Raw genomic sequence first — 21,286 nt, forward strand, 5'->3', positions numbered from 1 at the left:
CTTTCGTTCGGGCCGGAGTGGTGGAACTGGCAGACACGCAGGATTTAGGTTCCTGTGCCCGCAGGGCGTGGGGGTTCGAGTCCCCCCTTCGGCACCCCACGACGACGTGGCGACGTGGCGACACCGTCACGTCACGATGCCAGATCGATTCGTCCAGAGAATGACCAAGTCCGCCCACCGTGACGTGGATCACTCTAGTGTGCGGCGACATGGACTCTGCGTTGACTGCGATCGGCCTGCCCGTCGCCCTCGGCATCATCATGTTCGGCCTCGGGCTCGACCTCACCCCGGAGGACTTCAAGCGGGTCGGCCGGCAACCGAAGGCGGCGGTCATCGCCCTGGTCTGCCAGCTGGCGCTGCTGCCCCTGATCTGCTTCGGACTCGTCGTGGCCCTCGACCTGGAGCCGCTGCTGGGCATCGGCATGATGCTGCTGGCGGCCTCTCCCGGCGGCACGACGGCCGCGCTCTTCAGCCACCTCTTCCGGGGCGACGTCGCACTCAACATCTCGCTGACGGCGATCAACTCCCTCGTCGCCATCATCACCCTGCCGCTGATCACGGGCCTGGCGATCAGCTACTACGGCCGCAACGACGAGCTCGCGATGCCGCTGGTGGAGGTCATCCAGGTCTTCGCGATCATCCTGGTGCCGGTGGGGATCGGCATGCTCGTGCGCGCACGCCGCACCGCGTTCGCCCAGCGGATGGACAAGCCGGTCCGCATCGCCTCCGCCGTCATCCTGGCGGTCATGGTGCTGGGCGTGATGCTGGCCGAGCGCGCCAACATCACCGACTACCTCGCCCAGATCGGTGCGGTCGCCGCCCTCTTCTGCGCCACCAGCCTGGTCGTGGGCTACCTCGTGCCGAAGGTCTTCGGGGTGCCGGGCCCCCAGGCGATCGCGTCGTCGATGGAGATCGGCGTGCACAACGCGACCCTGGCGATCTACATCGCGGTGGAGGTGCTGGGCGAGACCAAGGCCTCGGTCCCGGCCGCGGTCTACGCGATCATCATGTTCGTCTTCGCCGCCCTGTGGGGCAGCTTCGTCTCCCGTCGCGAGTCGACCCCGGCCGAGCGGCCCGCCCCCGCCAACGTCTGAGGGGCGTGGCGTCCGGACCCGGTCAGCTGGCCGCGTCGCGCAGGTCGGCCGCGACGAGCGGGGCGATCTCGCGCAGGGCCCGACCTCGGTGCGAGATGCGGTCCTTCTCCTGGGGAAGGATCTCCGCCGAGGTCAGGCCGGAGGTCGCATACTCCTCCGGCACGAAGAGCACGTCGTAGCCGAAGCCGCCGTGACCACGGGTCTCGCGGATCACCCGTCCGGGCATCCGTCCCTCCACGACCCGCTCGACGCCGCCGGGCGTCACCCAGGCGACGGCGCAACGGAAGTGGGCCCCGCGTCGTCCGTCGGGCACGTCGTGCAGCTGGTCGAGCAGGAGCTGGTTGTTGGCGGCGTCGCTCTTCATCCGGCCCGCCCACCGGGCCGACAGCACCCCCGGCATCCCGTTGAGGGCGTCGACGCAGAGGCCGGAGTCATCCGCCAGGGAGGGCAGCCCGGTGGCTGCGGTGCCGGCGCGCGCCTTCAGGAGGGCGTTGCCCGCGAAGGTCGGCTCGTCCTCGGCGGGCTCGTCGTAGTCGTCGACGTCGTCGAGGCCCAGCACCCGCACTCCCGGCACGTGCTCGGCGAGGATCCGCTGCATCTCAGCGATCTTCTTCGGGTTCCGCGAGGCCAGGAAGAGCTCGTGGCTCACGCCGGCGGCCCCCATGTCACTCCCCCAGACCGAGGGCGTGGCGCTGCAGGCCGGTGAGGTCGGCGCAGCCCTTCGCGCCGAGCGCCAGGAGGGCGTCGAGCTCTGCGCGGTCGAAGGGCACTCCCTCGGCGGTGCCCTGCACCTCGATGAAGCGGCCGTCGCCGGTCATCACGATGTTCATGTCGGTCTCGGCCCGCACGTCCTCCTCGTAGGGCAGGTCGAGACGGGGACGACCGTCGATGATGCCGACGCTGACGGCCGCCACCGACCCGGTCAGCGCCTCGCCGCGCAACGCCCCGCGCGTACGCAGGTGCTCCACCGCGTCGTGGAGGGCGACGTACGCGCCGGTGATCGCCGCGGTGCGGGTGCCGCCGTCGGCCTGGAGCACGTCGCAGTCGAGCTGGATGGTGTTCTCGCCGAGCGCCTTGTCGTCGATGACCGCCCGCAGGGAGCGGCCGATGAGGCGCGAGATCTCGTGCGTGCGCCCGCCGATGCGGCCCTTGACCGACTCACGGTCCGAGCGGGTGTTGGTGGCCGAGGGCAGCATCGCGTACTCGGCGGTGACCCACCCCAGGCCCGAGCCCTTGCGCCAGCGCGGCACGCCCTCGGTGACCGAGGCGGCGCAAAGCACGCGGGTGCGGCCGAACTCCACCAGCACCGAACCGGCCGGGTGGTCCTGCCACCCGCGGGTGAAGCGGATCTCGCGCAGCTGGTCGTCCGCGCGTCCGTCGGCCCGGGTGGCTGCCCCGCCTGCGTGGGCGGGGGCGGGGGCGGCGCTCGAGGTGTCGTCCATGGCAGAGCAGCCTAGGCGAGCCACCACGGGTTGGTCGCATCCAGCAGATCGAGGTGCCAGTGTCGGTGGGGCGTCCTAGAGTGCTGAAGGCCAGGCAGGCACAGCACGTACGGGGGGGGACGAGATGGCAGGGACGACTGGACGCTCGCGATCGGCCGCGATCGTCGCGGCGGTGCTGATGACGCTGGCCGTCGTCCTCACGTTGGGCAGCCCACTCCCCGCCCAGGCGAAGCCGCGGGTGACGCCCCCGGCCTCCCCGGCTCCCGGAGAGGATCCCGTGCTCGGCGCCGGTCAGCTGGTCGAGCTGGCGAAGGGCGCCCGCGACGTCCGGGTCGAGGAGTCGCCGCACGGCGCCCACGTCGCCGTGTCCTGGACGGTGCGCGCCGGCGGGCGCAGCGTGCTCTGGGCCCGGGTCAAGCGCGGCTCCACCTGGGGGCGGAAGGTCCGGCTCAGTCCACGCAAGGCGGACGTCGTGCGCCACGACGTCGACCTCGACTCCGACGGCTCCCTGCTCGCGGCCTGGGCCGAACGGCGCGGCAAGGTCCACTCCGTCGTCGTGCGCCGCGTCGCGGGCAACAAGGCAGCCCGCCCGGTCTCGTTCCGTGCTCGGGCCCGCGGCGGACCGCAGGTCGCTGCGGGTCCGTGGCGTGACGCGGTGGCGTGGGTGACCCGGCACCGCCGCACCCTGCGCCCGGTGACCTCCGCCGACGTGGGCGCCGGTTGGTCCGGTCCCGAGGTATTGGGACCCCGGCTGCGGACGCCCGTCGTGGCCGACTCCCTGGCGCTGGACGCCGACTCCCGCTACATGCACCTGACCTACCTCACCCGCGACCGCGGCGCGGAGGACCCGGACCGTCCCGACCAGAAGGTGCTGGCCGCCACCGCCTCCTGGTCCGTCCTGTCCCCCACCAGCGACCGGTGGGCCACCCGCCACCACCTGGGTCCGCTCCAGCGGCTGGAGCGTCCCCGCGCGCCGATGGTGGCGGTGGACCGGTCCGACGTCGCGACCCTCGTGTTCCACGACAACGCCGGCCCCCTGGCCTCGGGCGCCCGCCCCTACCCGGTGGTGCGGCTCTTCGACCCGCGTCGGTCCGGCACCCTCACCTCCCGGCTCGACGACCTGAGGTCGCTCGAGGTGACCGGCGACGACGGCCGGCCCCGGGTGCTGGCCGGCGTGCGCCACCGCGAGGGCCACGTGCTGGCCGCCTTCGACACCAGCACGGGCCTGGCCCCGCTGCTCAAGCAGGTCACCTCCCCCGAGGTGCCCGGCGACTTCGACCCGCGCGACTGGCCCACCTACTCCGCGTGCACCCCTGCGCGTCACTGGTTCTTCGTCTGGTCGGGCGACTGGGCCGAGATGCACTGCCTCGACAACGAGGCCGGCGACCACGTCGCCCTGCTCAACGACGCGTTCGACCCGACGCGTCCGGTCTCACGGGTCGACCCCGACCCCGCCCTCCCGGGCTCGACGGTCGAGGGTGCCGTACCCGACCCGCTGGTGCCGATCATCGTGCTCACCGAGGACCTGCCGCGCACGACGGCCGACGCGGTGTGGCTGCTCGACCACACCGCCGGGGGCACCGAGCCGCGGCCAGCGCGGCTGCGGATGAAGCAGGTACGCAGGCCGAAGCTCACCGGCAAGGCCCGGGTCGGCGCGACGCTGCGCGCCCGCCCCGGCACGTGGCGGGCGGCGCCCGCCCGGGTCACCTTCCGATGGTTCGTGGGCAAGCGGCGCATCGCCGGCGCGAAGGGGGCCACGCTGACCCTCACCCCCGCGGTGGCGGGGACGCGGATCCGCGTGACGATGACCCTCACCCGCGCCGGACACGCGCCCGTGCGAGTGACCCGACAGTCCGCGCGGGTGCGCCGCTGACGAACTGCGCCGCTGACGGAGCTGCGGGTCAGCTCGCCCCGTCCCGGGTCACTCGGCCCGGGTTCACTCCGTCTCGGTTCACTCCGTCTCGGGTCACTCCGTCTCGGGTCACTCCGTCTCGGCTCACTTCATCTCGGGTCACTTCATCTCGGTGCGCCACACGCGCACCATGCCGATCGCGAAGGGCAGCACAATCCACAGCAGGCTGACGACCCCGAGCTGGGCCCACTGCTCGCCCGACAGCGACGGCGAGAGGCGCTCGCCGGTGAGCGAGTCGTAGCCGTACAGCGGCCCCTGGGCCATGGCGATGTCGATCCAGGCGCCGTGCTCGGCGAGCCAGCTCCAGAACGACGCCACAAGGTTGACCACCACGGGCAGCGCGAAGAAGAGCACGATGGCGCCCGCCGAGTTGAGCAGCAGGAGGCCGAACCCGACGCCCTGCAGCACTGCCATCACCTGCAGCAGCGTCAGGTTGACGATCCTCAGCACCTCGGTGTCGGCCCACGGGTCCGCGGCCCCGCCGACCACGGCAGCCAGGGCGCTGACCAGACCGGCCAGCACCACGGCCGCCAGCCCGAACAGCAGCGCCGCCACCGTCTTCGCCGCGATCACCTTGCCGCGCGACGGCTCCAGGGCGAAGGTCGTCAGCGTAGTCCGCTGGCCCCACTCCTGGGTGACCAGCAGGATGCCGAGCACCGGCAGGAGCAGCATCTGCGGGGTGTTGGTGTTCTCGAAGAAGCTCAGGAAGGTGCGGTCGTCGATCGAGTCCCGGGTCAGCAGGAAGCCCATGAGGACCACGCCCGCGGTGGCCACGGCGATGATCCCGATCAGCCAGCGCCCGGCGCGGGTGTCGGTCATCTTGCGCAGCTCGACCTTCACCAGCCTCCCGAAGGGCACCGGCGAGGTGCCGGAGACGTCGAAGGTGCGGGTGGGTGCGGTGGTGCTCATGCCGAGACTCCTTCTGCCGAACCTGCTGGTGCCGGAGCTGCCTGGTGGTCGCGCTGGGTGGGGGCGGTCAAGGTGAGGAAGAGACGTTCGAGCCCACCCTCCGAGGGACGCAGGTCGACCAGCACCACCCCGTGCTGGGCGGCGGCGCGACCGACCGCACGGGGTTCGGCGTCGACCCGGAAGCCCTCGCCCGCGACCTCATGCGTCAGTCCGGCGCTGCGCAGCGCCGTGGCGAGCGCGTCGCGGTCCTCACCGGTGACGAAGCACCCGGACCCGCCGGCCTGCTCGAGCAGTGCCCTCTTGTCGCCCTGGGCGACGATCCGGCCGTTGCCGATCATCACCATCTCGTCGGCGACCAGCTCCACCTCGTTGAGCAGGTGGGAGGAGAGCAGCACGGTGCCGCCCTGGTCGGCGAACGTCTTGAGCAGGCCACGCATCCAGTGGATGCCGGCGGGGTCGAGACCGTTGGCCGGCTCGTCGAGGATCAGCACCGACGGGTCACCGAGCAGCGCGTTCGCGATGCCGAGCCGCTGACGCATGCCCAGGGAGTAGTTGCGCACCCGGCGCTTCGACTCGGTGCCGGTGAGGCTCACCAGCTCGAGCATCTCGTCGACGCGGCGCGACGGCAACCCCATCGTCGCCGCGGAGAGTGCGAGCACCTCCCGGCCCGTGCGTCCCGCGTGCTGCGCCGAGGCGTCGAGCAGCACCCCCACGTGGCGGCCCGGGTTGGGGATGTCGGGGTAACGCATCCCGCCGATGGTCGCGGTGCCGGAAGTGATCGTGGTCAGCCCGGTGATCATCCGCATGGTGGTGGTCTTGCCCGCACCGTTGGGGCCGAGGAAGCCGGTGACCCGGCCGGGCTCCGCGACGAACGAGACGTCGTCGACCGCACGGAACCCGCCGTAGCTCTTGCTGAGTCCTTGGACAGAGATCATGACCCCACCCTGTCAAACGAGGTGGCCCACGTCACGGAGGGGGTGCGGAGGCGAGCCCCTGCCTCGTGTGCCTGCTCAGAAGGTCGTGAAGTCGTAGACCGCCCCGGCCCGGGCCAGCCCCAGGTCACCGTCGTAGTCGGCCTTCGCCTCGTCGTGCACCACCTGGGGGTCGTGCCAGGGCGGGACGTGGGTCAGCACCAGCCTCGGGACACCTGCGGCGTTCGCCAGCTGGGCGCACTCCTTGCCCGTGAGGTGGAGGTCCGCAGGGTTGTCGGCACCCTCCTCGAAGGACGCCTCGGCGAGCAGCAGGTCGGCGCCGGTCGCGGCCCGTACGACTCCCTCGCAGGGGCCACAGTCTCCGGTGTAGGCCAAGACCTTGTCCTGCCAGGTGACGCGCAGCGAGAAGGCCGGCACCGGGTGCACGACGGGAAACGGCTCGACGGTGAACGGACCGATCTCGACCGGGCCCTGCCACGTGCGGAAGTCGAACTCCTCCCGCATGCCCGGGTCAGTGGGCAGGTCGTACGCCCGCGCCATGCGGTCGGCGGTGTCCTCGGGACCCCAGACCGGGATGCGGGGCTGCGGACCGGTCGGGTGGTAGCGACGCAGCACGTGGTAGCCGCACAGGTCCAGGCAGTGGTCGGCGTGCAGGTGCGAGAGCAGCACCGCGTCGATCTTGAGCGGGTCGGCGTAGCGGTGCAACGCTCCGAGCGCGCCGCTGCCGAGGTCCATGAGGACGCGCCAGGTGCGACCGTCGTGCTCGGCCTCCAGCAGGTAGCAGCTGGCCGGCGAGTCGGGCCCGGGGTAGGACCCCGAGCAGCCGACGACAGTGAGCCTCATGGGTGCCTTCCCTTCGCGCCGCGGTCCGCGCCGAGAGGTCGCGTCCGTGGACAGGTTATGTGCTCGAAGCGTGCAGCGGGGGCCGGCGCGACTGATCTCACGTCCGCTCGACGGACAGCACCGACGTACGGTGGAGAGGTGCGGACCCGAGCCACCGTCCTCCTGCTGGCCTCGGTGCTGGCTCTCCCGACGACGCCGGCGCCGGCCTCGGCGGTGCCCTCCCCCGGCGCTCCGCAGCCCGTCACCCGGACCGCAGACCCGGCCACGGGAAGCGTCCTGGTGATCTCCGTCGACGGGCTCTCACCCCGCGCGCTGACGCAGCTGGGCCGTGCCGGAGCACCGCACCTGCACCGTTTCCTGCGGCAGGGTGCCTCGACGCGCAACGCCCGCACGGTGGTGGAGTCGACCAGCACCCTGCCCAACCACACCAGCATGGTGACGGGCCGGCGCGTCGACGCGTCCACGGGCGGGCACGGGGTGACGTGGAACCACACCGCGCAGGCGGAGGCCGAGACGGTCCACCGGGCCGCGGGCGAGCACGTCGACTCCCTCTTCACCACCCTGGACGCTGCCGGCGCCGAGAGCGCGGTCTTCGTCGGCAAGCCGAAGTTCCGGCTGTGGCAACGCTCATGGGGCCGCACCATCGACCGGATGACGGTCCGGCGCGACGACGCGCGGCTGGCCCGCGCCGTGCGTCGTGACCTGCGCCGCCACCGCCGCGAGCTGCGGTTCTGGCACGTGGCCACCCCCGACCGGGCGGGCCACCGGGCCGGCTTCCGCTCCCGTCGTTACCTCGCGGCCGTCGAGCAGGTCGACGCGATGCTCGGCCGCCTCCTGCGTACGCTGCGCCGCCCCGGGTTGCGCGGCACGGTCACCGTGCTGCTGACCTCCGACCACGGGGCCCACGCCGGGCGCAGCCACGACGACGAGGCGACCAGGGGCAACCAGCGGGTCATCTTTGCAGCGCTGGGCCCGGGCGTCTCCCGGGGCGCCGACCTGTACGCCCTCAACTCCGACCACCGCCGGGCGCCCGGGCGAAGCCAGCCGGGCTACGACGCCGAGGTGCCTCCGGTGCGCAACGCCGAGGTCGCCAACCTGGCCCTCGACCTGCTCGGCCTGCCGGCCGTCGCCGACAGCGAGATCAACGCCGCGCAGGACCTGGTGCTGACGTCGCCGTGAACCCCGCTCACGCCCAGAGCTGACCGTCGAGGCGGTCCTCGGCCTCGTCGAGCGTGCCCTCGTAGGCGCCCGTCGAGAGGTACTTCCAGCCGCCGTCGCAGACCACGAACGCGATGTCGGCCCGCTCCCCCGCCCTGACCGCGGCCTGGGCCTGGCGGATCGCCGCGTGCAGGATCGCCCCGGTGGAGATGCCGGCGAAGATGCCCTCGAGCTCCAGCAGCTCACGCACGCGCTTGACCGCGTCACGCGGACCGACGGAGAACCGGGTGTCGATCAGGTCGGCGTCGTAGAGCTCGGGCACGAAGCCCTCGTCGAGGTTGCGCAACCCGTAGACCAGCTCGCCGTAGCGCGGCTCCGCGGCCACGATGCGTACGTCCGGCTTGGCCCGCCGGAAGAAACGGGAGACCCCCATCAGCGTGCCTGTCGTGCCGAGACCGGCGACGAAGTGGGTGATCTCGGGCAGGTCCGCGAGCAGCTCGGGAGCGGTGCCCTCCTCGTGCGCGAGCGCGTTGGCGGGGTTGCCGTACTGGTAGAGCATCACCCACTCGGGGTGCTGCGCGGCGAGTTCCTTGGCCACCCGCACCGCCTCGTTGGAGCCACCGGCGGCGGGCGAGGAGATGATCTCCGCGCCCCACATGCTCAACAGCTGACGACGCTCCTGGGAGGTGTTCTCCGGCATCACGCAGACGATCCGGTAGCCCTTGAGCCTGGCCGCCATCGCCAGGGAGATCCCGGTGTTGCCGCTGGTCGGCTCGAGGATGGTGCACCCGGGCCGCAACGTGCCGTCGGCCTCCGCCATCTCGACCATCTTCAGGGCCGGACGGTCCTTGATCGATCCAGTGGGGTTGCGGTCCTCCAGCTTGGCCCAGAGCCTCACCTCCGGCGACGGCGAGAGGCGCGGGAGCCCGACCAAGGGCGTACCGCCGACCGAGGAGAGCAGGTCGTCGAAGCGGGCCATCGCGGGGTCAGCCGCCAGCGACGGCCGGCAGCACGACGACCTCGTCGCCGTCGCTCAGCGGGCTCTCCAGCCCGCCCAGGAAGCGGACGTCCTCGTCGTTGACGTAGACGTTGACGAAGCGGCGCAGCTTGCCGTCCTCGAGCAGGCGGTCGGCGAGGCCGGGGTGCCGGGCCTCCAGGTCGTCGATCAGGGCAGCCAGCGTGGCGCCCTCGCCGGTGACGGCCTTCTCGCCCCCGGTGTGGGTGCGCATGATCGTCGGGATCTTGACCTCGATGGCCATGGGGTTCCTCCTGTGCGGGATGGTGTGGGGCAGGGGCAAGCCGGGCTCAGTCGACGACGTCGACGTCCTCCTCGGTGACGACGCCGTCGACGATGCGGTAGGAGCGGAACTCCACCGGCCCGTCGTCGGAACCGTGCTCGCGGGTGCTGACCAGGACGTAGTGGGCGTTCGGCTCGCTGGCCAGGTCGACGTCGGTGCGACTCGGGTAGGCCTCGGTGGCGGTGTGCGAGTGGTAGACGACGACCGGCTCCTCGTCGGCCGCCCACATCTGCTTGTAGAGCGCCAGCAGCTCGGTGGAGTCGAACTCGTAGAAGGTCGGGCTGCCGGCCGCGTTGACCATCTCCACCAGCCGCGCCGGGGTGTCGCTCCCCTCCGGGCCGGCGACGATGCCACAGGCCTCCACGGGGTGCTCGCGTCGAGCATGGTCGACGATGGCGTCACGCAGGGTCCGGGAGATCGTCAGCACGCCGTCAATCCTAGGTGAGCGGCCCGTGCCCTTCCCCGAGCAACTCGTCAGCCGGTCACGGCGCTGACCAGCGTCTCCTGGAGGTAGCCGAGCCACTCGTAGATGTCGTGGGCGGCCGCGCGCGGGTCCTCGTCGGGCAGCGCCTCCCAGAAGTCCTCGTCACCCTCCTCCACCCCGAGCCGGGCGGCCAGGGCCAGGCGCAGGTCGGTGAAGCCGCGCAGCCACGCCGCAGCAGCGGCTTCGTCGAGCTCCACGTCGATGACCAGGTCGAGGTCGTCGAACTCCGGCGGGAGGCCGCCCTCCTCGAGCGCGGAGATGATGCTCATCGCCGTGCGCTCCTTGGCGTCACGCAGCGTCGGCTCGGTGTAGCGGCGGAACTCACCGGCCGCCTCGGGGTCGTCGGCGTAGGCCGTCGGGAAGAGGCGCAGCAGCACCGGGTCCTCCGGCTCGTCGACCGGCCCGGAGAAGTTGAACATCGCCTCCAGCGGGTCGAGGTGCTCGTCCACCTCGGGCTGCTCGTCGCGCAGCAGCTCCACCAGCTGGGCGGCCAGGCTGCGCAGCAGGTCGGCCTCGAAGCCGGAGAAGTTGGCGATGACCAGACCGGTGCCCAGGTGCCGCGTGAAGCCACCCATCAGGCACGCTCCATCGTGGCCCAGAGCCCGTAGCCGTGCATCGCCTGGACGTCGCGCTCCATCTCCTCACGGCTCCCCGTGCTCACCGCCGAGCGGCCGTCCTCGTGGACCTCCATCATCAGCTTCTCCGCCTTGGCCTTCGAGTAGCCGAAGTGGGTGCGGAAGACGTAGGTCACGTAGGACATCAGGTTGACCGGGTCGTTCCACACGACCGTCACCCATCCGCGGTCGGGGCGGAGGATGTCGTCGACGTGCAGGTCCGGCTCGACCTCGACGGGGCTGGGGGATGACACGCCTTCCATCGTGGCACAGGGTTGGACCACGCCCCCGGGTGGCACAGTGGTGGGCGTGAGCGACACCGCCTCCTCCACCGCCCTGCTGACCGACCACTACGAGCTGACGATGCTCCAGGCCGCGCTGCAGGCCGGCACGGCGCACCGACGCTCGGTCTTCGAGCTCTTCCCCCGCCGCCTGCCGGAAGGTCGCCGCTACGGCGTCGTCGCCGGGGTGGGCCGGGCGCTGGAGGCCATCGAACGGTTCCGCTTCGACGACGAGGTCCTCGGCGCGCTCGACGCCGGGGGCGTGGTCGACGAGCAGACGCTGGCGTGGCTGGCCGACCACACCTTCACCGGTGACGTGTGGGGCTACCCCGAGGGCGAGGTCTACCTGCCCTACTCCCCCCTCGTCGTGGTCGAGGGCACCTTCGCCGAGGCGGTGCTGCTGGAGACGGTGCTGCTCTCGATCTACAACCACGACTCCGCGATCGCCTCGGCGGCCTCCCGGATGACGTGGGCGGCGGGCGGTCGCCCCTGCATCGAGATGGGCTCGCGCCGCACCCACGAGGAGGCCGCCGTCGCGGCCGCGCGGGCGGCGTACGTCGCCGGCTTCGAGGCGACCTCCAACCTGGCAGCCCTGCAGCGCCACGGCATCCCCACCACCGGCACGTCGGCGCACAGCTTCACCCTGCTCCACGACACCGAGCGGGACGCCTTCACGGCCCAGGTCACCTCCCTGGGGCGCGGCACCACGCTGCTCGTCGACACCTACGACATCGCCGAGGCGGTGCGGACGGCCGTCGACGTCGCGGGTCCCGAGCTCGGTGCCGTACGCCTCGACTCCGGCGACCTGGGGCTGCTCGCCCACGAGGTGCGTGCGCAGCTGGACTCCCTCGGCGCGACGGGCACCAAGATCATCGTCACCAGCGACCTCGACGAGTACGCGATCGCGGCGCTGGCCGCGGCCCCCGTCGACGGTTACGGCGTAGGCACCCAGCTGGTGACCGGCTCGGGCCACCCCACCTCCGGCTTCGTCTACAAGCTGGTCTCCCGCGAGGGCGACGACGGCCAGATGGTGCCGGTCGCGAAGCGGTCGAAGGACAAAGGCTCGGTCGGCGGCCGGAAGTACGCCCTGCGTCACCTCAGCGCCGACGGCGTCGCCGAGGCCGAGGTCGTCGGCATCGGGACGCCACCGCGTGACGACGGCGACGACCGCGAGCTCCTGGTCCGCCTCGTGCGCGACGGTGCCGTCGTCGGCCACGAGCCGCTCAGCGCCGCCCGGGAGCGCCACCTCACCAGCCGGGACGAGCTCCCCCTCCCGGCCCGGATGCTCAGCAAGGGACAGCCCGTGATCCCGACCCTCCACCTGGACTGAGCGGCGCCCACCACGCACCCACGGAAACTGTCGAGTTGATGGCGCGACACGCCGGCTGACACCCCATCAACCCGAAAGTTGCGGGGCGGGTTCCGTTGCTGGGCAGGTCCAGTCACGGAGCGGGGTCCACGTCGGACGGCTGGGATGCGCCACCGGGCCTCCACACCCTCGGCGTCCTCCCCATTCCGGCGGCGGGCACGCCCCAGCACCACGGCCAGGGCCCTTGGCTGGGCAGATGAAGATCCGACTCACCACCAGCGGCCGGACCGCTGGGCCCGGGTGGACGCGGGTGACCCGCGGTGCCCACCGCCGGGTGGACTCAGCCGATCCAGCCACCGACGACCTGGGCGCGTGGGCCGCTGTCCTGCCGCCTCGCGCGGCCTTCACCCACGTGACCGGTGCCCGGCTCCTGGGTCTCTGGCTCCCGCCGTTGCCGCGCGGCATCCCGGTGACGGTGCAGGTGCCGACCGGCACGACCGCTCCCCAGCGACCGGACCTCCGCGTGATCAGGTGCTCCCGTGGGAAGGGCGGCACGGAGGTGCTCGGCCTGCGGGTCGCGCCCGTCGACGAGGTACTCCTCACCCTCTGTCGCGACCTGGGACCACTCGACGCGTTGGTCGCCGTGGAGTCGGCGCTGGTCCTGGGCGTGGCCAACTTGGCGGACCTTGAGCGTGCCGCCCGGGCCCGACGTCGCGGGGCGCCGCTGCTGCGCGCCCTGCTCCCCCTGGTGGATGTACGTTCGGAGTCGCCGTGGGAGACGATCCTGCGGGAGTTCCACCGGTGCGTGGGAGCACCCGTGACGCCCCAGTTCGTGGTGCGGGACAGCGTCGGGAGCTTCGTGGCGCGCGCAGACCTGCGAGTCGGCGACACCCGAGTCCTCCACGAGTACGACGGCCACCACCACCTCGACGTCGACCGCCAGCGGGCTGACCTGCGACGTCACCGCCGTCTGGTGGCCGCGGGGTGGATCCGTCGCGGCTACACCAGCGACGACCTGCTCGTGCATCCCCACTCCGTCCTGCGGGACGTCGACGACTCCCTCGGCCGACGTCACCAGCCCGGCCGGGTCGCGGCGTGGACGGACCTCCTCAGCGACTCCGCCCGGACTCGATCGGGACGGCTCCGACTCCTCGGGCGTCTGGTGCCGCTCTCGGGTCCTGACCCCGCCTCCAGGTCCACCCCTCAACCCCCACGAAAATTGTCGCGTTGATGGCGCGACACGCCGGCTGACACCCCATCGCCACGACAGTTTCGAGCGAGGGGTCCGGGGCTAGGGTGACTCCATGAGGCGCGCACTGATCGTCGTGGACGTGCAGAACGACTTCTGCGAGGGCGGGTCGCTGGGGGTGAAGGGTGGCGGTCACGTGGCCCGCGAGGTCGCCCAGCTGATGCGCCGGTTACGCCAGCAGGAGCGCGGCGCGCCCGACTACGCCTACGCCGTCGCGACGAAGGACCACCACATCGACCCCGGCGAGGGCCACTGGTCCGCCGACCCCGACTACGTCTCCACCTGGCCCGTCCACTGCGAGGTGGGCACCGAGGGAGAGGAGTTCCACCCGGCCATCGAGGGCGAGCTCTTCGACGCGATCTTCCTCAAGGGAAAGCACTCCGCGGCCTACTCAGGCTTCGAGGGCAGCACGGAGGACGGGGTCGCGCTCGGCGAGTGGCTGCGTACGCACCACGTCAGCGAGGTGGACGTCTGCGGCATCGCAACCGACCACTGCGTGCGGGCCACCGCCCTCGACGCGGTGCGGGCCGGCTTCTCCACGCGGGTGCTCACCTCGCTGTGCGCCGGCGTCGCCCCCGGCACCACCCAAGCGGCGCTCGTCGAGATGGACGAGGCGGGTGTCCGCGTTGACTGACCGCCACGCCGACCCCACGGCGGCCACCGGTCCCGACCTGGTGGTCGAGCGCGCCAACGGCGTGCTCCGGCTCGTACTCAACCGGCCGACCACCCTCAACGCCGCGTCGGCGGCGATGGTGGAGGCCCTCTCGGCGACGCTCGAGCAGGCCGTCGGGGACGACGACGTCCGCGCCGTGGTGCTCACCGGCGAGGGCCGAGCCTTCTGCTCGGGCGCCGACCTCGCCGGTCTCGACCCGGCCCAGGTGGCCGACGGCTCGGCGATGGTGGCGGCCAACCGCGCCATCCGTGCGATCACCGGTCTCGACAAGCCCGTGCTGGCCGCCGTCAACGGCCCTGCGGCCGGCTTCGGCTGTGCCCTGGCCCTGGCCTGCGACGTGGTCGTGGCGCACCCGAGTGCCACCTTCAGCCTCACCTTCACCCGGCTGGGCCTGATGCCCGACGGCGCCTCGACCGCCACCGTCGCCGCCTCGGTGGGGCGGGCGCGGGCGATGCGGATGGCGCTGCTCGGTGAGCGGCTGGACGCCAACGAGGCCTACCTGCACGGCCTCGTCTCCCACGTGACCACCGAGGACACCTTCACCGACCTGGTCGGCGCACTCACCGAGAAGCTCGCCGAGGGCGCGCCGTTGGCCATGGCGGCCACCAAGAAGGCCATCAACGCGGCCAGCCTCCCGCACCTCGAGCAGGCCCTGGAGACCGAGCACCGCGGCCAGATGATGCTGGCCCGCACCGCCGACCTGGTGGAGGGGATGACGGCGTTCGTCGAGCGGCGCTCCCCAAAGTTCCGTGGCGCCTAGGCGAACCAGAGCTTCACTTGCAGCCGTGCTTCAGTGCCAGCGCCGTGAGACCACGGCTTCCTTCCCCTGCGCCGCAGCGGACAAGGCCACTGCCGCGGACTGCGTAACTCTTCCAGCGCCCGTCACGGTAGTGAATGGTTGCGGGTTCGGCACGACGGTGTCGCCAGCAATAGCGGTACCGGAACGTTCCCTTGACCTGCGTACGGCCGGCAAAGGCCACAAAATCTTGGTTCTTCTTGGTGGGATTGCTGTAAGAGCTCGTGACCGTGATCGTCTTCGTCTCAGTCCTCTTGCCGACTCCGGCCAGCCCGAAGCCTGCCTTGGTCCCGGCCTTGGCAAGAATCAGTTTCTTGACCGACGCCTCGAGGCCACCTGATCCCTCGTAGTGGACCTTCACCTTCAGGGTCCTGGTCCATTCAGACTCACGAGTCACGACCTTGCTGTTCTTACCGGTGGGCGGCAATGCGTGAGCCTGGAGGTGGGTGAGCTTCGGCCTCTTGGTCTTGACCTTCACCCGGTAGTTGGCCTTGTACCCGTACTTGCCTCCAGCGTCGTTGCACGTTTTCCCCGTGTCCACGCCATCGCCGCTCGCCCGGGCCGGCGAGACGGGCACAGTGAGCAGGACCAAGGTCAACGCTGTCGACAGCAGCATCGTCACACTTCTCATGACTCCCTCTCCGTTTCGGAGCAAACTAGTGGCACCTCCGTCATGTGGGTCACCCCGCCCACATGTCGATCTGCCTGCCGTCAGGTTGTTCGGGAGCGGTCGCCGCTGACGTTCTCGCGCTGTGTGCAGTCACCGCCCCAGCCAGCTCCGCGCCTCGGTCGTGACGGCGGCGGTCAGGTCGGCCATGACCGGCGACTCGAGACGCCAGCGTTGCCAGTAGAGCGGCACGTCGACGTGCCGGCCCGGTACGATCTCCACCAACCGCCCGGCGCGCACGTCGGCGCGCACGTCGGTCTCCACGAGCATCCCCCACCCGATGCCGCGACGCACCGCGTGGTCGAACTGGTGCACCGACGGGATCCAGGTCGTGGGCGGCGCCAGGTGACGGCGGGTGACCTTGCGCAGGAAGTCGTGCTGCAGGGTGTCGTCGCGGTCGAAGGCGACCATGGGGGCCCGCTCCAGCGCCGCGGGGGTGGGGCCCTCAGCCAGGTGCTCAGTCATGAACTCCGGCACCGCGACGGCGACGTAGCGCATCGCCCCGAGCCGTTCGACCGTGCAGCCCGGCACCGGCCGGGGGTCGGAGGTGATGGCCGCCATCACCTCACCGCGACGCAGCCGTTCGGCCGTGCGGGTCTGGTCCTCGCGCAGGATCTCGAAGGTGACCCGGTGGCGCTGCCGCACCCGGACCATCGCCTCGACGAACCAGTCGTAGAGGGCGTCGGTGTTGACCGCCAGGGGCACGGCCGTCCAGGGCGCGTCCTCGGTGGCCTCCTCGTCCGGGTCGTCGACCAGCTCGGCGTAGGCCTCGCGCTCCAGCATCTCGGTCTGGGCGGCGAGACGCACCAGCACGTGGCCGGCGTCGGTGGCCTCCAGCGGCTTGGTGCGGTGCACCAGCACACGGCCCACCCGGGTCTCCAGCGCCTTGATCCGTTGGCTGACCGCCGAGGGCGTGACGTGCAGTTCCTTGGCGGCTGCCTCGAATGTGCCGAGGCGCACCGCGGTGGCCAAGGTGCGCAGCGCGACGGGGTCCAGCTGGGTGAGGTCTTTCATACTTAGACATACTAATGATTCCCCAGAATCCTTCGCTGGATTGATGACTCTCCGCTGCCTACGATTTGTTGCGTGCTCAACGTGCTCTTCACCGGTCTCTTCACCGGACTCGCCCTCATCGTCGCCATCGGCGCCCAAAACGCCTTCGTCCTGCGCCAGGGGATCCGTGGCGAGCACGTGCTGCCGATCGTGCTGACCTGCCTCGTCTCCGACCTCGTCGCGATCACCGCGGGCGTGGCCGGCCTCGGCGCCGTGATCGAGCGGTGGCCCGGCGCGCTGCCGGTCGCCCAGGTCATCGGCGGCATCTACCTGCTCGCCTTCGGCCTCCACGCCGCACTGCGCGCCTGGCGCCCCACGGGCCTCGACGCCGGCACCGGGTCGCGCATGAGCGGACGTACGGCCGTGCTCACCGCCCTGGCGCTGACCTGGCTCAACCCGCACTTCTACCTCGACGCGATCGTGCTGCTCGGCACGGTGGCCAACTCCTTCGGCGCCGACCGCTGGTGGTTCCTGACCGGCGCGCTGCTCGCCAGCACCGCCTGGTTCTTCGCCCTGGGCTACGGCGCCCGCCTGCTGCGCGGCCTCTTCGCCAAGCCCACCTCGTGGCGGGTGCTCGACGGCGGCATCGCCGTGGTCATGGGCGCGCTGGGCGTCACCCTGCTGACCCACTGAGCCACCGACTCGCTGACCCCACGAGAGTCACTCAGCGCAGGCTTAGGGCCACCTCGCGAGCCGCCCGCACCACGCGCGGCGCCACCACCGACTCGTCGACGGGGCCGCCGAGGGTCACGATCCCGACGGAGGCCTCGAGCCCGGCCACCCCGCGCACCGGGCAGGCCAGCCCGTGCGCACCGGACTGCAGCTCCCCGGTGGTGACCGCGTAGGGCGTCGTCGTGTCGCCGTCGCGCAGCAGGCAGATCGCCTTGCCGGCCGCCCCCTGGGCGACCGGGTGACGCGACCCGATGCGGTAGGAGACGTGGTAGTCGGTCCACGACGGCTCCACGACGACGAGCGCCACGGCCTCGTCGCCGTCGGCGATGGTCAGGTGGGCGGTGCAGCCCACCGTCTCGGCGAGCTGGCGCAACGGCGGGACCGCCCGGTCACGCAGCAGGGGGTGGACGGCGCCCGAGAGCGCCAGCACCCCCATGCCGAGGTGGAGCTGGCCGCGCTCGCTGCGACGCACCAGGCCGTGCTGCTCGAGGGTGGCGACCAGTCGGTGGGCGACGGTGCGGTTGACGTCGAGCCGCCCCGCCAGCTCGGTGACCGTCAACCCGTCGGGGGTGGCGGCGAGCACCCGGAGCACGCGGATGCCCCGGTCCAGTGTCTGGGAGGTCTCCGAGGCCATGGGGGCCAATGTAGCCACCCGGGGCCTGGAGCCGCCCGGAGCTTGATCCGGTCAGGAGAAGATCATGCAGGTGGAGGTCGCCTGGGCGACGAGCCGGTCGGCCGCGTCGTAGAGGTGGGCCTCGGCCAGCGCCGTACGCCTGCCGCGGTGCGCCACGCTGCCGACGCAGCGCAGGCGGCCGGACTCCTCGGTCACCGCTCGCAGGAACTTCACGTTGAGGTCCAGGGAGGTGTAGGTCTCCCCCGCCGCCAGGGTGGAGTGCACCGAGCAGGCGGCCGCGGTGTCGAGCAGGGTCGAGATCACTCCCCCGTGCATCATGCCGATCGGGTTCCAGTGCTTGACCGGGTCGGGGGTCAGGTAGACGGTGACCGAGCCCCGCTCGACGTCGAAACCGTCCATCTCGAGAGTCGTCGCGATCGGGACCGGCACGACGCCCTGCGCCACCCAGGTCAACTGCTCGTAGCCGTCCATGGCCTCCGCCTCTCAGGAGCTCTTCTTCAGGGCCCACTCACGGATCTTCTCGATCCGCGCGGTGAGCTGGTCGGCCGTCGCAACTGCGGCCGCGGGGCCTCCGCACTGCTTGCGCAGCGCGGCGTGGGTGATGCCGTGCGCCTGACCGGTGCGGTGGTACCAAGCCGCGACCAGGCCGTTGAGCTCACGGCGCAGCACGCCCAGCTGCTCGTGCTGGGAGAGCTTCTCGACGTCGCGGGTGGCCTGGATGGCCTCGCGCGCCTTGGCGGCCAGGTCCTTCTTCTGGCGTTCGCGACGCTCGCTCTGCCGCGAGTGCAGCAGGTCACGCACCTGGTCGGGCTCGAGGAGACCGGGGATGCCGAGGAAGTCCATCTCCTCGTCGGAGCCCACGTGCACCTCGCCCGCGTGGCCGAACTCGCCGCCGTCGTAGAGCACCCGGTCGAAGGTGGCGCTTGAGTCGAGCGCTTCGAAGCTGCCCTCGAGTTCGGAGGAGGCCGATTCGGAGGCGTTGGCCCGCGCGATCAGCGCGTTCTCCGCGGCGAAGATGTCGTCCTCGTCGGTGATCTTCTTGCCGAGCACGTGGTCGCGCTGGACCTCCATCTCGGAGGCGAAGCCCAGCAGGTTGGGCACCGAGGGCAGGAAGACCGAGGCGGTCTCCCCCTTCTTGCGCGCCCGGACGAATCGGCCCACGGCCTGGGCGAAGAAGAGGGGCGTGGAGGTCGTGGTCGCCCACACGCCGACGGCCAGGCGGGGCACGTCGACCCCCTCGGAGACCATCCGCACGGCCACCATCCACCGGTCGTCGGAGGTCGTGAAGGCCGCGATCTTCTTCGACGCCGCCTTCTCGTCGGAGAGCACGACCACCGGCGCCTCACCGGTGATGGAGCGCAGCAGCTTCGCGTACGCCCGGGCGCTGTCCTGGTCGGTCGCGATGACGAGGCCGCCGGCGTCGGGCACGTGACGACGCACCTCGCCCAGGCGCTTGTCCGCGGCCTGGAGCACGGCCGGCATCCACGACCCCTTGGGGTCCAGCGCCGTACGCAGCGCCTGCTGGGTCAGGTCCTTGGTGAGCGGCTCGCCGAGGCGGGCGGCGATCTCGTCGCCGGCACGGGTGCGCCAGCTCATCTCACCGGAGTAGGCCATGAAGAGCACCGGGCGCACGACGTGGTCGGCCAGCGCCTCGCCGTAGCCGTAGGTGTAGTCGGCCCGCGAGCGCGGGATGCCGTCGGGACCGGGCTCGTACTGCACGAACGGGATGGGGTTCACGTCGGAGCGGAACGGGGTGCCGGTCAGGGCCAGGCGTCGCGTGGCGGGGTCGAACGCCTCACGCACGCCGTCTCCCCACGAGAGGGCGTCGCCGGCGTGGTGGACCTCGTCGAGGATCACCAGCGTGCGGAACCGCTCGGTGCGGATGCGCATGGCCAACGGGTTGACCGCGACGCCGGCGTAGGTGACGGCGATGCCGACGAAGTCCTTCGACGTCCTGCCCTGCCCCGCGGAGTAGGCGGGGTCGATCGGGATCCCGGCCCGGGCTGCGGCCTCGGCCCACTGGGTCTTGAGGTGCTCGGTGGGAGCGACGATGGTGATCCGGTCGACCACCCGGCGCGACAGCAGCTCGGAGGCCACGGTCAGCGCGAAGGTCGTCTTGCCCGCCCCCGGCGTGGCGACGGCGAGGAAGTCGCGCGGGTTGTCGGTGAAGTACTTGGTCATCGCCTCCGACTGCCACGCACGCAGCGACGTGGCCGTGCCCCACGCCGCACGCTCCGGCCAGGCCGGAGGAAGTGCGGGAGGTACGGAGGCGGCGTCAGGCCGGTCCGTCACGCGTCGGAGCCTCCGCCCGAGCCCGGGTTGAGGGTCTCCCAGATCTCCTTGCACTCCGGACACACCGGGTACTTCTCCGGGGTGCGACTCGGCACCCAGACCTTGCCGCAGAGCGCGATGACGGGCGTGCCCATGACCATCGCCTCCGTCAGCTTGTCCTTCGGGACGTAGTGGGAGAAGCGCTCGTGGTCACCGTCCTCCACAGGGTCTGTGCGACGGTCCTCGAGCGTGGAACCGGAGGGCTGGAAACCGAACTGGGTCATGGTCCGGCCAGTGTAGGCCAGTGGCCCGACACCGCGCCTGCCCGACGGGGTCAGCTCAGTTGAGGCCGGAGTCGGCAGGACGGGTCGAGTGCCACGCGAGCTCGCCGGGCTGGCGACGCAGCACGGCACGGCCCAGCCCTTCCGCCTCGACGCCGAACGGGTCCTCAGGGCGGGAGGGCACGACGTACCACGCCCCCTCGGCGATCTCGTCCTCCAGCTGCCCCGGGCCCCACCCGGCGTAGCCGGCGAAGATCCGCAGCCGCGACAAGGCGGTCTCCACCAGGTCGGTCGGTGTCTCCAGGTCGAGCACCCCCAGACGACCCACAACCGGGCGGAACCCCTGGGGCACCTGCTCGCTGTCGCGCAGCAGCGCGAGTGCCAGCGCACCGTCGGCGCCCACCGGGCCGCCGCGGAAGAGCACCTCGGGGGCGTCGACCAGGTCGCGCCACTCCTCGAAGACGGTCGCCACCAGCAGGGCCGAGGGCCGGTTGATCACGACACCGAGGGCACCCTCGTCGTCGACGTCGAGCACCAGCACGACCGACTCCGCGAAGTTGGGGTCACCCATCTCCGGCTGGGCCACCAGGAGCACGCCCGGGCGCACGGGGGTGACGTCGTGCGTCTGCCGCCCTGCTCGGTCCTGCGCGCCCATGTCTCCATCATGACGCGCCAGGTGTACAGAAGACAGCCCCGGCTCCGGTGCGTGGGAGG

General features: G+C 71.6%; 25 protein-coding genes and 1 tRNA gene. 9 read left to right on the forward strand and 17 right to left on the reverse strand.

Annotated elements, in window-relative coordinates; translation table 11 throughout:
* Positions 1–11: 11 nt before the first annotated feature.
* Together IEQ44_RS03630 and IEQ44_RS03635 are read left to right on the forward strand one after the other, a co-directional pair.
* Positions 12–94 (forward strand) — tRNA-Leu (locus IEQ44_RS03630).
* Positions 95–209: 115 nt separating this feature from the next.
* On the forward strand, positions 210–1,094 hold the full coding sequence (locus IEQ44_RS03635) for a bile acid:sodium symporter family protein (protein WP_193637082.1): 885 nt from the start codon (positions 210–212) through the stop codon (positions 1,092–1,094).
* 22 nt (positions 1,095–1,116) lie between these two features.
* Here IEQ44_RS03635 and rdgB read toward each other — a convergent pair whose 3' ends face one another.
* On the reverse strand, positions 1,117–1,758 hold the full coding sequence (rdgB, locus tag IEQ44_RS03640) for an RdgB/HAM1 family non-canonical purine NTP pyrophosphatase (protein WP_193637083.1): 642 nt from the start codon (positions 1,756–1,758) through the stop codon (positions 1,117–1,119).
* 1 nt (position 1,759) lies between these two features.
* Complete coding sequence (rph, locus tag IEQ44_RS03645; protein ID WP_193637084.1) at positions 1,760–2,536, reverse strand: ribonuclease PH; 777 nt, start codon at positions 2,534–2,536, stop codon at positions 1,760–1,762.
* Between the two features lie 124 nt (positions 2,537–2,660).
* Between rph and IEQ44_RS03650 the strand changes: the two genes are divergently transcribed.
* Positions 2,661–4,409, forward strand: coding sequence for a hypothetical protein (locus IEQ44_RS03650; protein WP_193637085.1), 1,749 nt, complete (start codon positions 2,661–2,663; stop codon positions 4,407–4,409).
* Between the two features lie 138 nt (positions 4,410–4,547).
* On the opposite strand, the gene IEQ44_RS03655 is transcribed toward IEQ44_RS03650, so the two are convergent.
* From IEQ44_RS03655 to IEQ44_RS03665, 3 genes are all read right to left on the reverse strand, one after another.
* Complete coding sequence (locus tag IEQ44_RS03655; protein ID WP_193637086.1) at positions 4,548–5,357, reverse strand: ABC transporter permease subunit; 810 nt, start codon at positions 5,355–5,357, stop codon at positions 4,548–4,550.
* Complete coding sequence (locus tag IEQ44_RS03660) at positions 5,354–6,292, reverse strand: ABC transporter ATP-binding protein (RefSeq protein ID WP_193637087.1); 939 nt, start codon at positions 6,290–6,292, stop codon at positions 5,354–5,356. Before IEQ44_RS03660 ends, IEQ44_RS03655 begins: the two co-directional genes overlap by 4 nt.
* A gap of 75 nt (positions 6,293–6,367) precedes the next feature.
* Positions 6,368–7,132, reverse strand: coding sequence for an MBL fold metallo-hydrolase (locus IEQ44_RS03665; RefSeq protein ID WP_193637088.1), 765 nt, complete (start codon positions 7,130–7,132; stop codon positions 6,368–6,370).
* A 138-nt stretch (positions 7,133–7,270) separates the two neighbouring features.
* Here IEQ44_RS03665 and IEQ44_RS03670 point away from each other — a divergent pair, with 138 nt between their 5' ends.
* Entirely contained in the window at positions 7,271–8,311 is a 1,041-nt protein-coding gene (locus tag IEQ44_RS03670; RefSeq protein WP_193637089.1) for an alkaline phosphatase family protein, read from the forward strand.
* 7 nt (positions 8,312–8,318) lie between these two features.
* Here the strand turns inward: IEQ44_RS03670 and IEQ44_RS03675 are convergent, their stop codons facing one another.
* Genes IEQ44_RS03675 through clpS form a run of 5 tightly spaced genes read right to left on the reverse strand, consistent with a single transcriptional unit; the run spans position 8,319 to position 10,949 of the window.
* A complete protein-coding gene (locus IEQ44_RS03675; RefSeq protein ID WP_193637090.1) occupies positions 8,319–9,269 on the reverse strand; it encodes a PLP-dependent cysteine synthase family protein in 951 nt (316 codons plus the stop codon).
* Positions 9,270–9,276: 7 nt separating this feature from the next.
* Positions 9,277–9,549, reverse strand: a complete 273-nt coding sequence (locus tag IEQ44_RS03680) for a MoaD family protein (RefSeq protein ID WP_193637091.1) — start codon at positions 9,547–9,549, stop codon at positions 9,277–9,279.
* Positions 9,550–9,595: 46 nt separating this feature from the next.
* The gene (locus tag IEQ44_RS03685; protein ID WP_193637092.1) at positions 9,596–10,015 is read right to left on the reverse strand and encodes a M67 family metallopeptidase; all 420 of its coding nucleotides are present in this window, start codon (positions 10,013–10,015) and stop codon (positions 9,596–9,598) included.
* A 47-nt stretch (positions 10,016–10,062) separates the two neighbouring features.
* Entirely contained in the window at positions 10,063–10,647 is a 585-nt protein-coding gene (locus IEQ44_RS03690; protein WP_193637093.1) for a DUF2017 domain-containing protein, read from the reverse strand.
* Positions 10,647–10,949: an ATP-dependent Clp protease adapter ClpS gene (clpS, locus tag IEQ44_RS03695; protein ID WP_193637094.1), complete on the reverse strand. Its 303-nt coding sequence runs from the start codon at positions 10,947–10,949 to the stop codon at positions 10,647–10,649. Before clpS ends, IEQ44_RS03690 begins: the two co-directional genes overlap by 1 nt.
* 46 nt (positions 10,950–10,995) lie before the next feature.
* Here clpS and IEQ44_RS03700 point away from each other — a divergent pair, with 46 nt between their 5' ends.
* From IEQ44_RS03700 to IEQ44_RS03715, 4 genes are all read left to right on the forward strand, one after another.
* Positions 10,996–12,297, forward strand: coding sequence for a nicotinate phosphoribosyltransferase (locus IEQ44_RS03700; protein WP_319804470.1), 1,302 nt, complete (start codon positions 10,996–10,998; stop codon positions 12,295–12,297).
* 235 nt (positions 12,298–12,532) lie between these two features.
* On the forward strand, positions 12,533–13,507 hold the full coding sequence (locus tag IEQ44_RS03705; protein WP_193637096.1) for an endonuclease domain-containing protein: 975 nt from the start codon (positions 12,533–12,535) through the stop codon (positions 13,505–13,507).
* Between the two features lie 73 nt (positions 13,508–13,580).
* On the forward strand, positions 13,581–14,159 hold the full coding sequence (locus IEQ44_RS03710) for an isochorismatase family protein (RefSeq protein ID WP_193637097.1): 579 nt from the start codon (positions 13,581–13,583) through the stop codon (positions 14,157–14,159).
* Complete coding sequence (locus IEQ44_RS03715; RefSeq protein ID WP_193637307.1) at positions 14,152–14,958, forward strand: enoyl-CoA hydratase; 807 nt, start codon at positions 14,152–14,154, stop codon at positions 14,956–14,958. Before IEQ44_RS03710 ends, IEQ44_RS03715 begins: the two co-directional genes overlap by 8 nt.
* 13 nt (positions 14,959–14,971) lie before the next feature.
* On the opposite strand, the gene IEQ44_RS03720 is transcribed toward IEQ44_RS03715, so the two are convergent.
* Both IEQ44_RS03720 and IEQ44_RS03725 read right to left on the reverse strand, forming a co-directional pair.
* Positions 14,972–15,616 carry a hypothetical protein gene (locus IEQ44_RS03720; protein ID WP_193637098.1) on the reverse strand — a complete coding sequence of 215 codons (645 nt, stop codon included), beginning with the start codon at positions 15,614–15,616 and terminating at the stop codon, positions 14,972–14,974.
* 138 nt (positions 15,617–15,754) lie between these two features.
* On the reverse strand, positions 15,755–16,675 hold the full coding sequence (locus IEQ44_RS03725; RefSeq protein WP_193637099.1) for a LysR family transcriptional regulator ArgP: 921 nt from the start codon (positions 16,673–16,675) through the stop codon (positions 15,755–15,757).
* A 72-nt stretch (positions 16,676–16,747) separates the two neighbouring features.
* On the opposite strand from IEQ44_RS03725, the gene IEQ44_RS03730 reads away from it, so the two are divergent.
* Positions 16,748–17,347: a LysE/ArgO family amino acid transporter gene (locus tag IEQ44_RS03730; RefSeq protein WP_193637100.1), complete on the forward strand. Its 600-nt coding sequence runs from the start codon at positions 16,748–16,750 to the stop codon at positions 17,345–17,347.
* Between the two features lie 31 nt (positions 17,348–17,378).
* Here the strand turns inward: IEQ44_RS03730 and IEQ44_RS03735 are convergent, their stop codons facing one another.
* Genes IEQ44_RS03735 through IEQ44_RS03755 form a run of 5 tightly spaced genes read right to left on the reverse strand, consistent with a single transcriptional unit; the run spans position 17,379 to position 21,227 of the window.
* Positions 17,379–18,020, reverse strand: coding sequence for an IclR family transcriptional regulator (locus IEQ44_RS03735; protein ID WP_193637101.1), 642 nt, complete (start codon positions 18,018–18,020; stop codon positions 17,379–17,381).
* Positions 18,021–18,071: 51 nt separating this feature from the next.
* Complete coding sequence (locus IEQ44_RS03740; protein ID WP_193637102.1) at positions 18,072–18,491, reverse strand: PaaI family thioesterase; 420 nt, start codon at positions 18,489–18,491, stop codon at positions 18,072–18,074.
* 12 nt (positions 18,492–18,503) lie between these two features.
* A complete protein-coding gene (locus IEQ44_RS03745) occupies positions 18,504–20,312 on the reverse strand; it encodes a DEAD/DEAH box helicase (RefSeq protein ID WP_193637103.1) in 1,809 nt (602 codons plus the stop codon).
* Positions 20,309–20,575 carry a DUF3039 domain-containing protein gene (locus IEQ44_RS03750; protein ID WP_193637104.1) on the reverse strand — a complete coding sequence of 89 codons (267 nt, stop codon included), beginning with the start codon at positions 20,573–20,575 and terminating at the stop codon, positions 20,309–20,311. The genes IEQ44_RS03745 and IEQ44_RS03750 overlap by 4 nt, the downstream gene beginning before the upstream one ends.
* A 55-nt stretch (positions 20,576–20,630) precedes the next feature.
* A complete protein-coding gene (locus tag IEQ44_RS03755; protein WP_193637105.1) occupies positions 20,631–21,227 on the reverse strand; it encodes a YqgE/AlgH family protein in 597 nt (198 codons plus the stop codon).
* Between the last annotated feature and the right edge of the window lie 59 nt (positions 21,228–21,286).

Origin of the sequence: Nocardioides malaquae, from assembly GCF_015070385.1 — a bacterium.
Classification (GTDB): domain Bacteria; phylum Actinomycetota; class Actinomycetes; order Propionibacteriales; family Nocardioidaceae; genus Nocardioides; species Nocardioides malaquae.

Excerpts from the sequence above, each read along its gene's own strand:
- IEQ44_RS03635 (WP_193637082.1), top strand. The coding sequence starts at position 210 with ATGGACTCTGCGTTGACTGCGATCGGCCTGCCCGTCGCCCTCGGCATC.
- rdgB (WP_193637083.1), bottom strand. The coding sequence starts at position 1,758 with ATGGGGGCCGCCGGCGTGAGCCACGAGCTCTTCCTGGCCTCGCGGAAC.
- rph (WP_193637084.1), bottom strand. The coding sequence starts at position 2,536 with ATGGACGACACCTCGAGCGCCGCCCCCGCCCCCGCCCACGCAGGCGGG.
- IEQ44_RS03650 (WP_193637085.1), top strand. The coding sequence starts at position 2,661 with ATGGCAGGGACGACTGGACGCTCGCGATCGGCCGCGATCGTCGCGGCG.
- IEQ44_RS03655 (WP_193637086.1), bottom strand. The coding sequence starts at position 5,357 with ATGAGCACCACCGCACCCACCCGCACCTTCGACGTCTCCGGCACCTCG.
- IEQ44_RS03660 (WP_193637087.1), bottom strand. The coding sequence starts at position 6,292 with ATGATCTCTGTCCAAGGACTCAGCAAGAGCTACGGCGGGTTCCGTGCG.
- IEQ44_RS03665 (WP_193637088.1), bottom strand. The coding sequence starts at position 7,132 with ATGAGGCTCACTGTCGTCGGCTGCTCGGGGTCCTACCCCGGGCCCGAC.
- IEQ44_RS03675 (WP_193637090.1), bottom strand. The coding sequence starts at position 9,269 with ATGGCCCGCTTCGACGACCTGCTCTCCTCGGTCGGCGGTACGCCCTTG.
- IEQ44_RS03680 (WP_193637091.1), bottom strand. The coding sequence starts at position 9,549 with ATGGCCATCGAGGTCAAGATCCCGACGATCATGCGCACCCACACCGGG.
- IEQ44_RS03690 (WP_193637093.1), bottom strand. The coding sequence starts at position 10,647 with ATGGGTGGCTTCACGCGGCACCTGGGCACCGGTCTGGTCATCGCCAAC.
- clpS (WP_193637094.1), bottom strand. The coding sequence starts at position 10,949 with ATGGAAGGCGTGTCATCCCCCAGCCCCGTCGAGGTCGAGCCGGACCTG.
- IEQ44_RS03705 (WP_193637096.1), top strand. The coding sequence starts at position 12,533 with ATGAAGATCCGACTCACCACCAGCGGCCGGACCGCTGGGCCCGGGTGG.
- IEQ44_RS03710 (WP_193637097.1), top strand. The coding sequence starts at position 13,581 with ATGAGGCGCGCACTGATCGTCGTGGACGTGCAGAACGACTTCTGCGAG.
- IEQ44_RS03725 (WP_193637099.1), bottom strand. The coding sequence starts at position 16,675 with ATGAAAGACCTCACCCAGCTGGACCCCGTCGCGCTGCGCACCTTGGCC.
- IEQ44_RS03735 (WP_193637101.1), bottom strand. The coding sequence starts at position 18,020 with ATGGCCTCGGAGACCTCCCAGACACTGGACCGGGGCATCCGCGTGCTC.
- IEQ44_RS03740 (WP_193637102.1), bottom strand. The coding sequence starts at position 18,491 with ATGGACGGCTACGAGCAGTTGACCTGGGTGGCGCAGGGCGTCGTGCCG.
- IEQ44_RS03750 (WP_193637104.1), bottom strand. The coding sequence starts at position 20,575 with ATGACCCAGTTCGGTTTCCAGCCCTCCGGTTCCACGCTCGAGGACCGT.
- IEQ44_RS03755 (WP_193637105.1), bottom strand. The coding sequence starts at position 21,227 with ATGGGCGCGCAGGACCGAGCAGGGCGGCAGACGCACGACGTCACCCCC.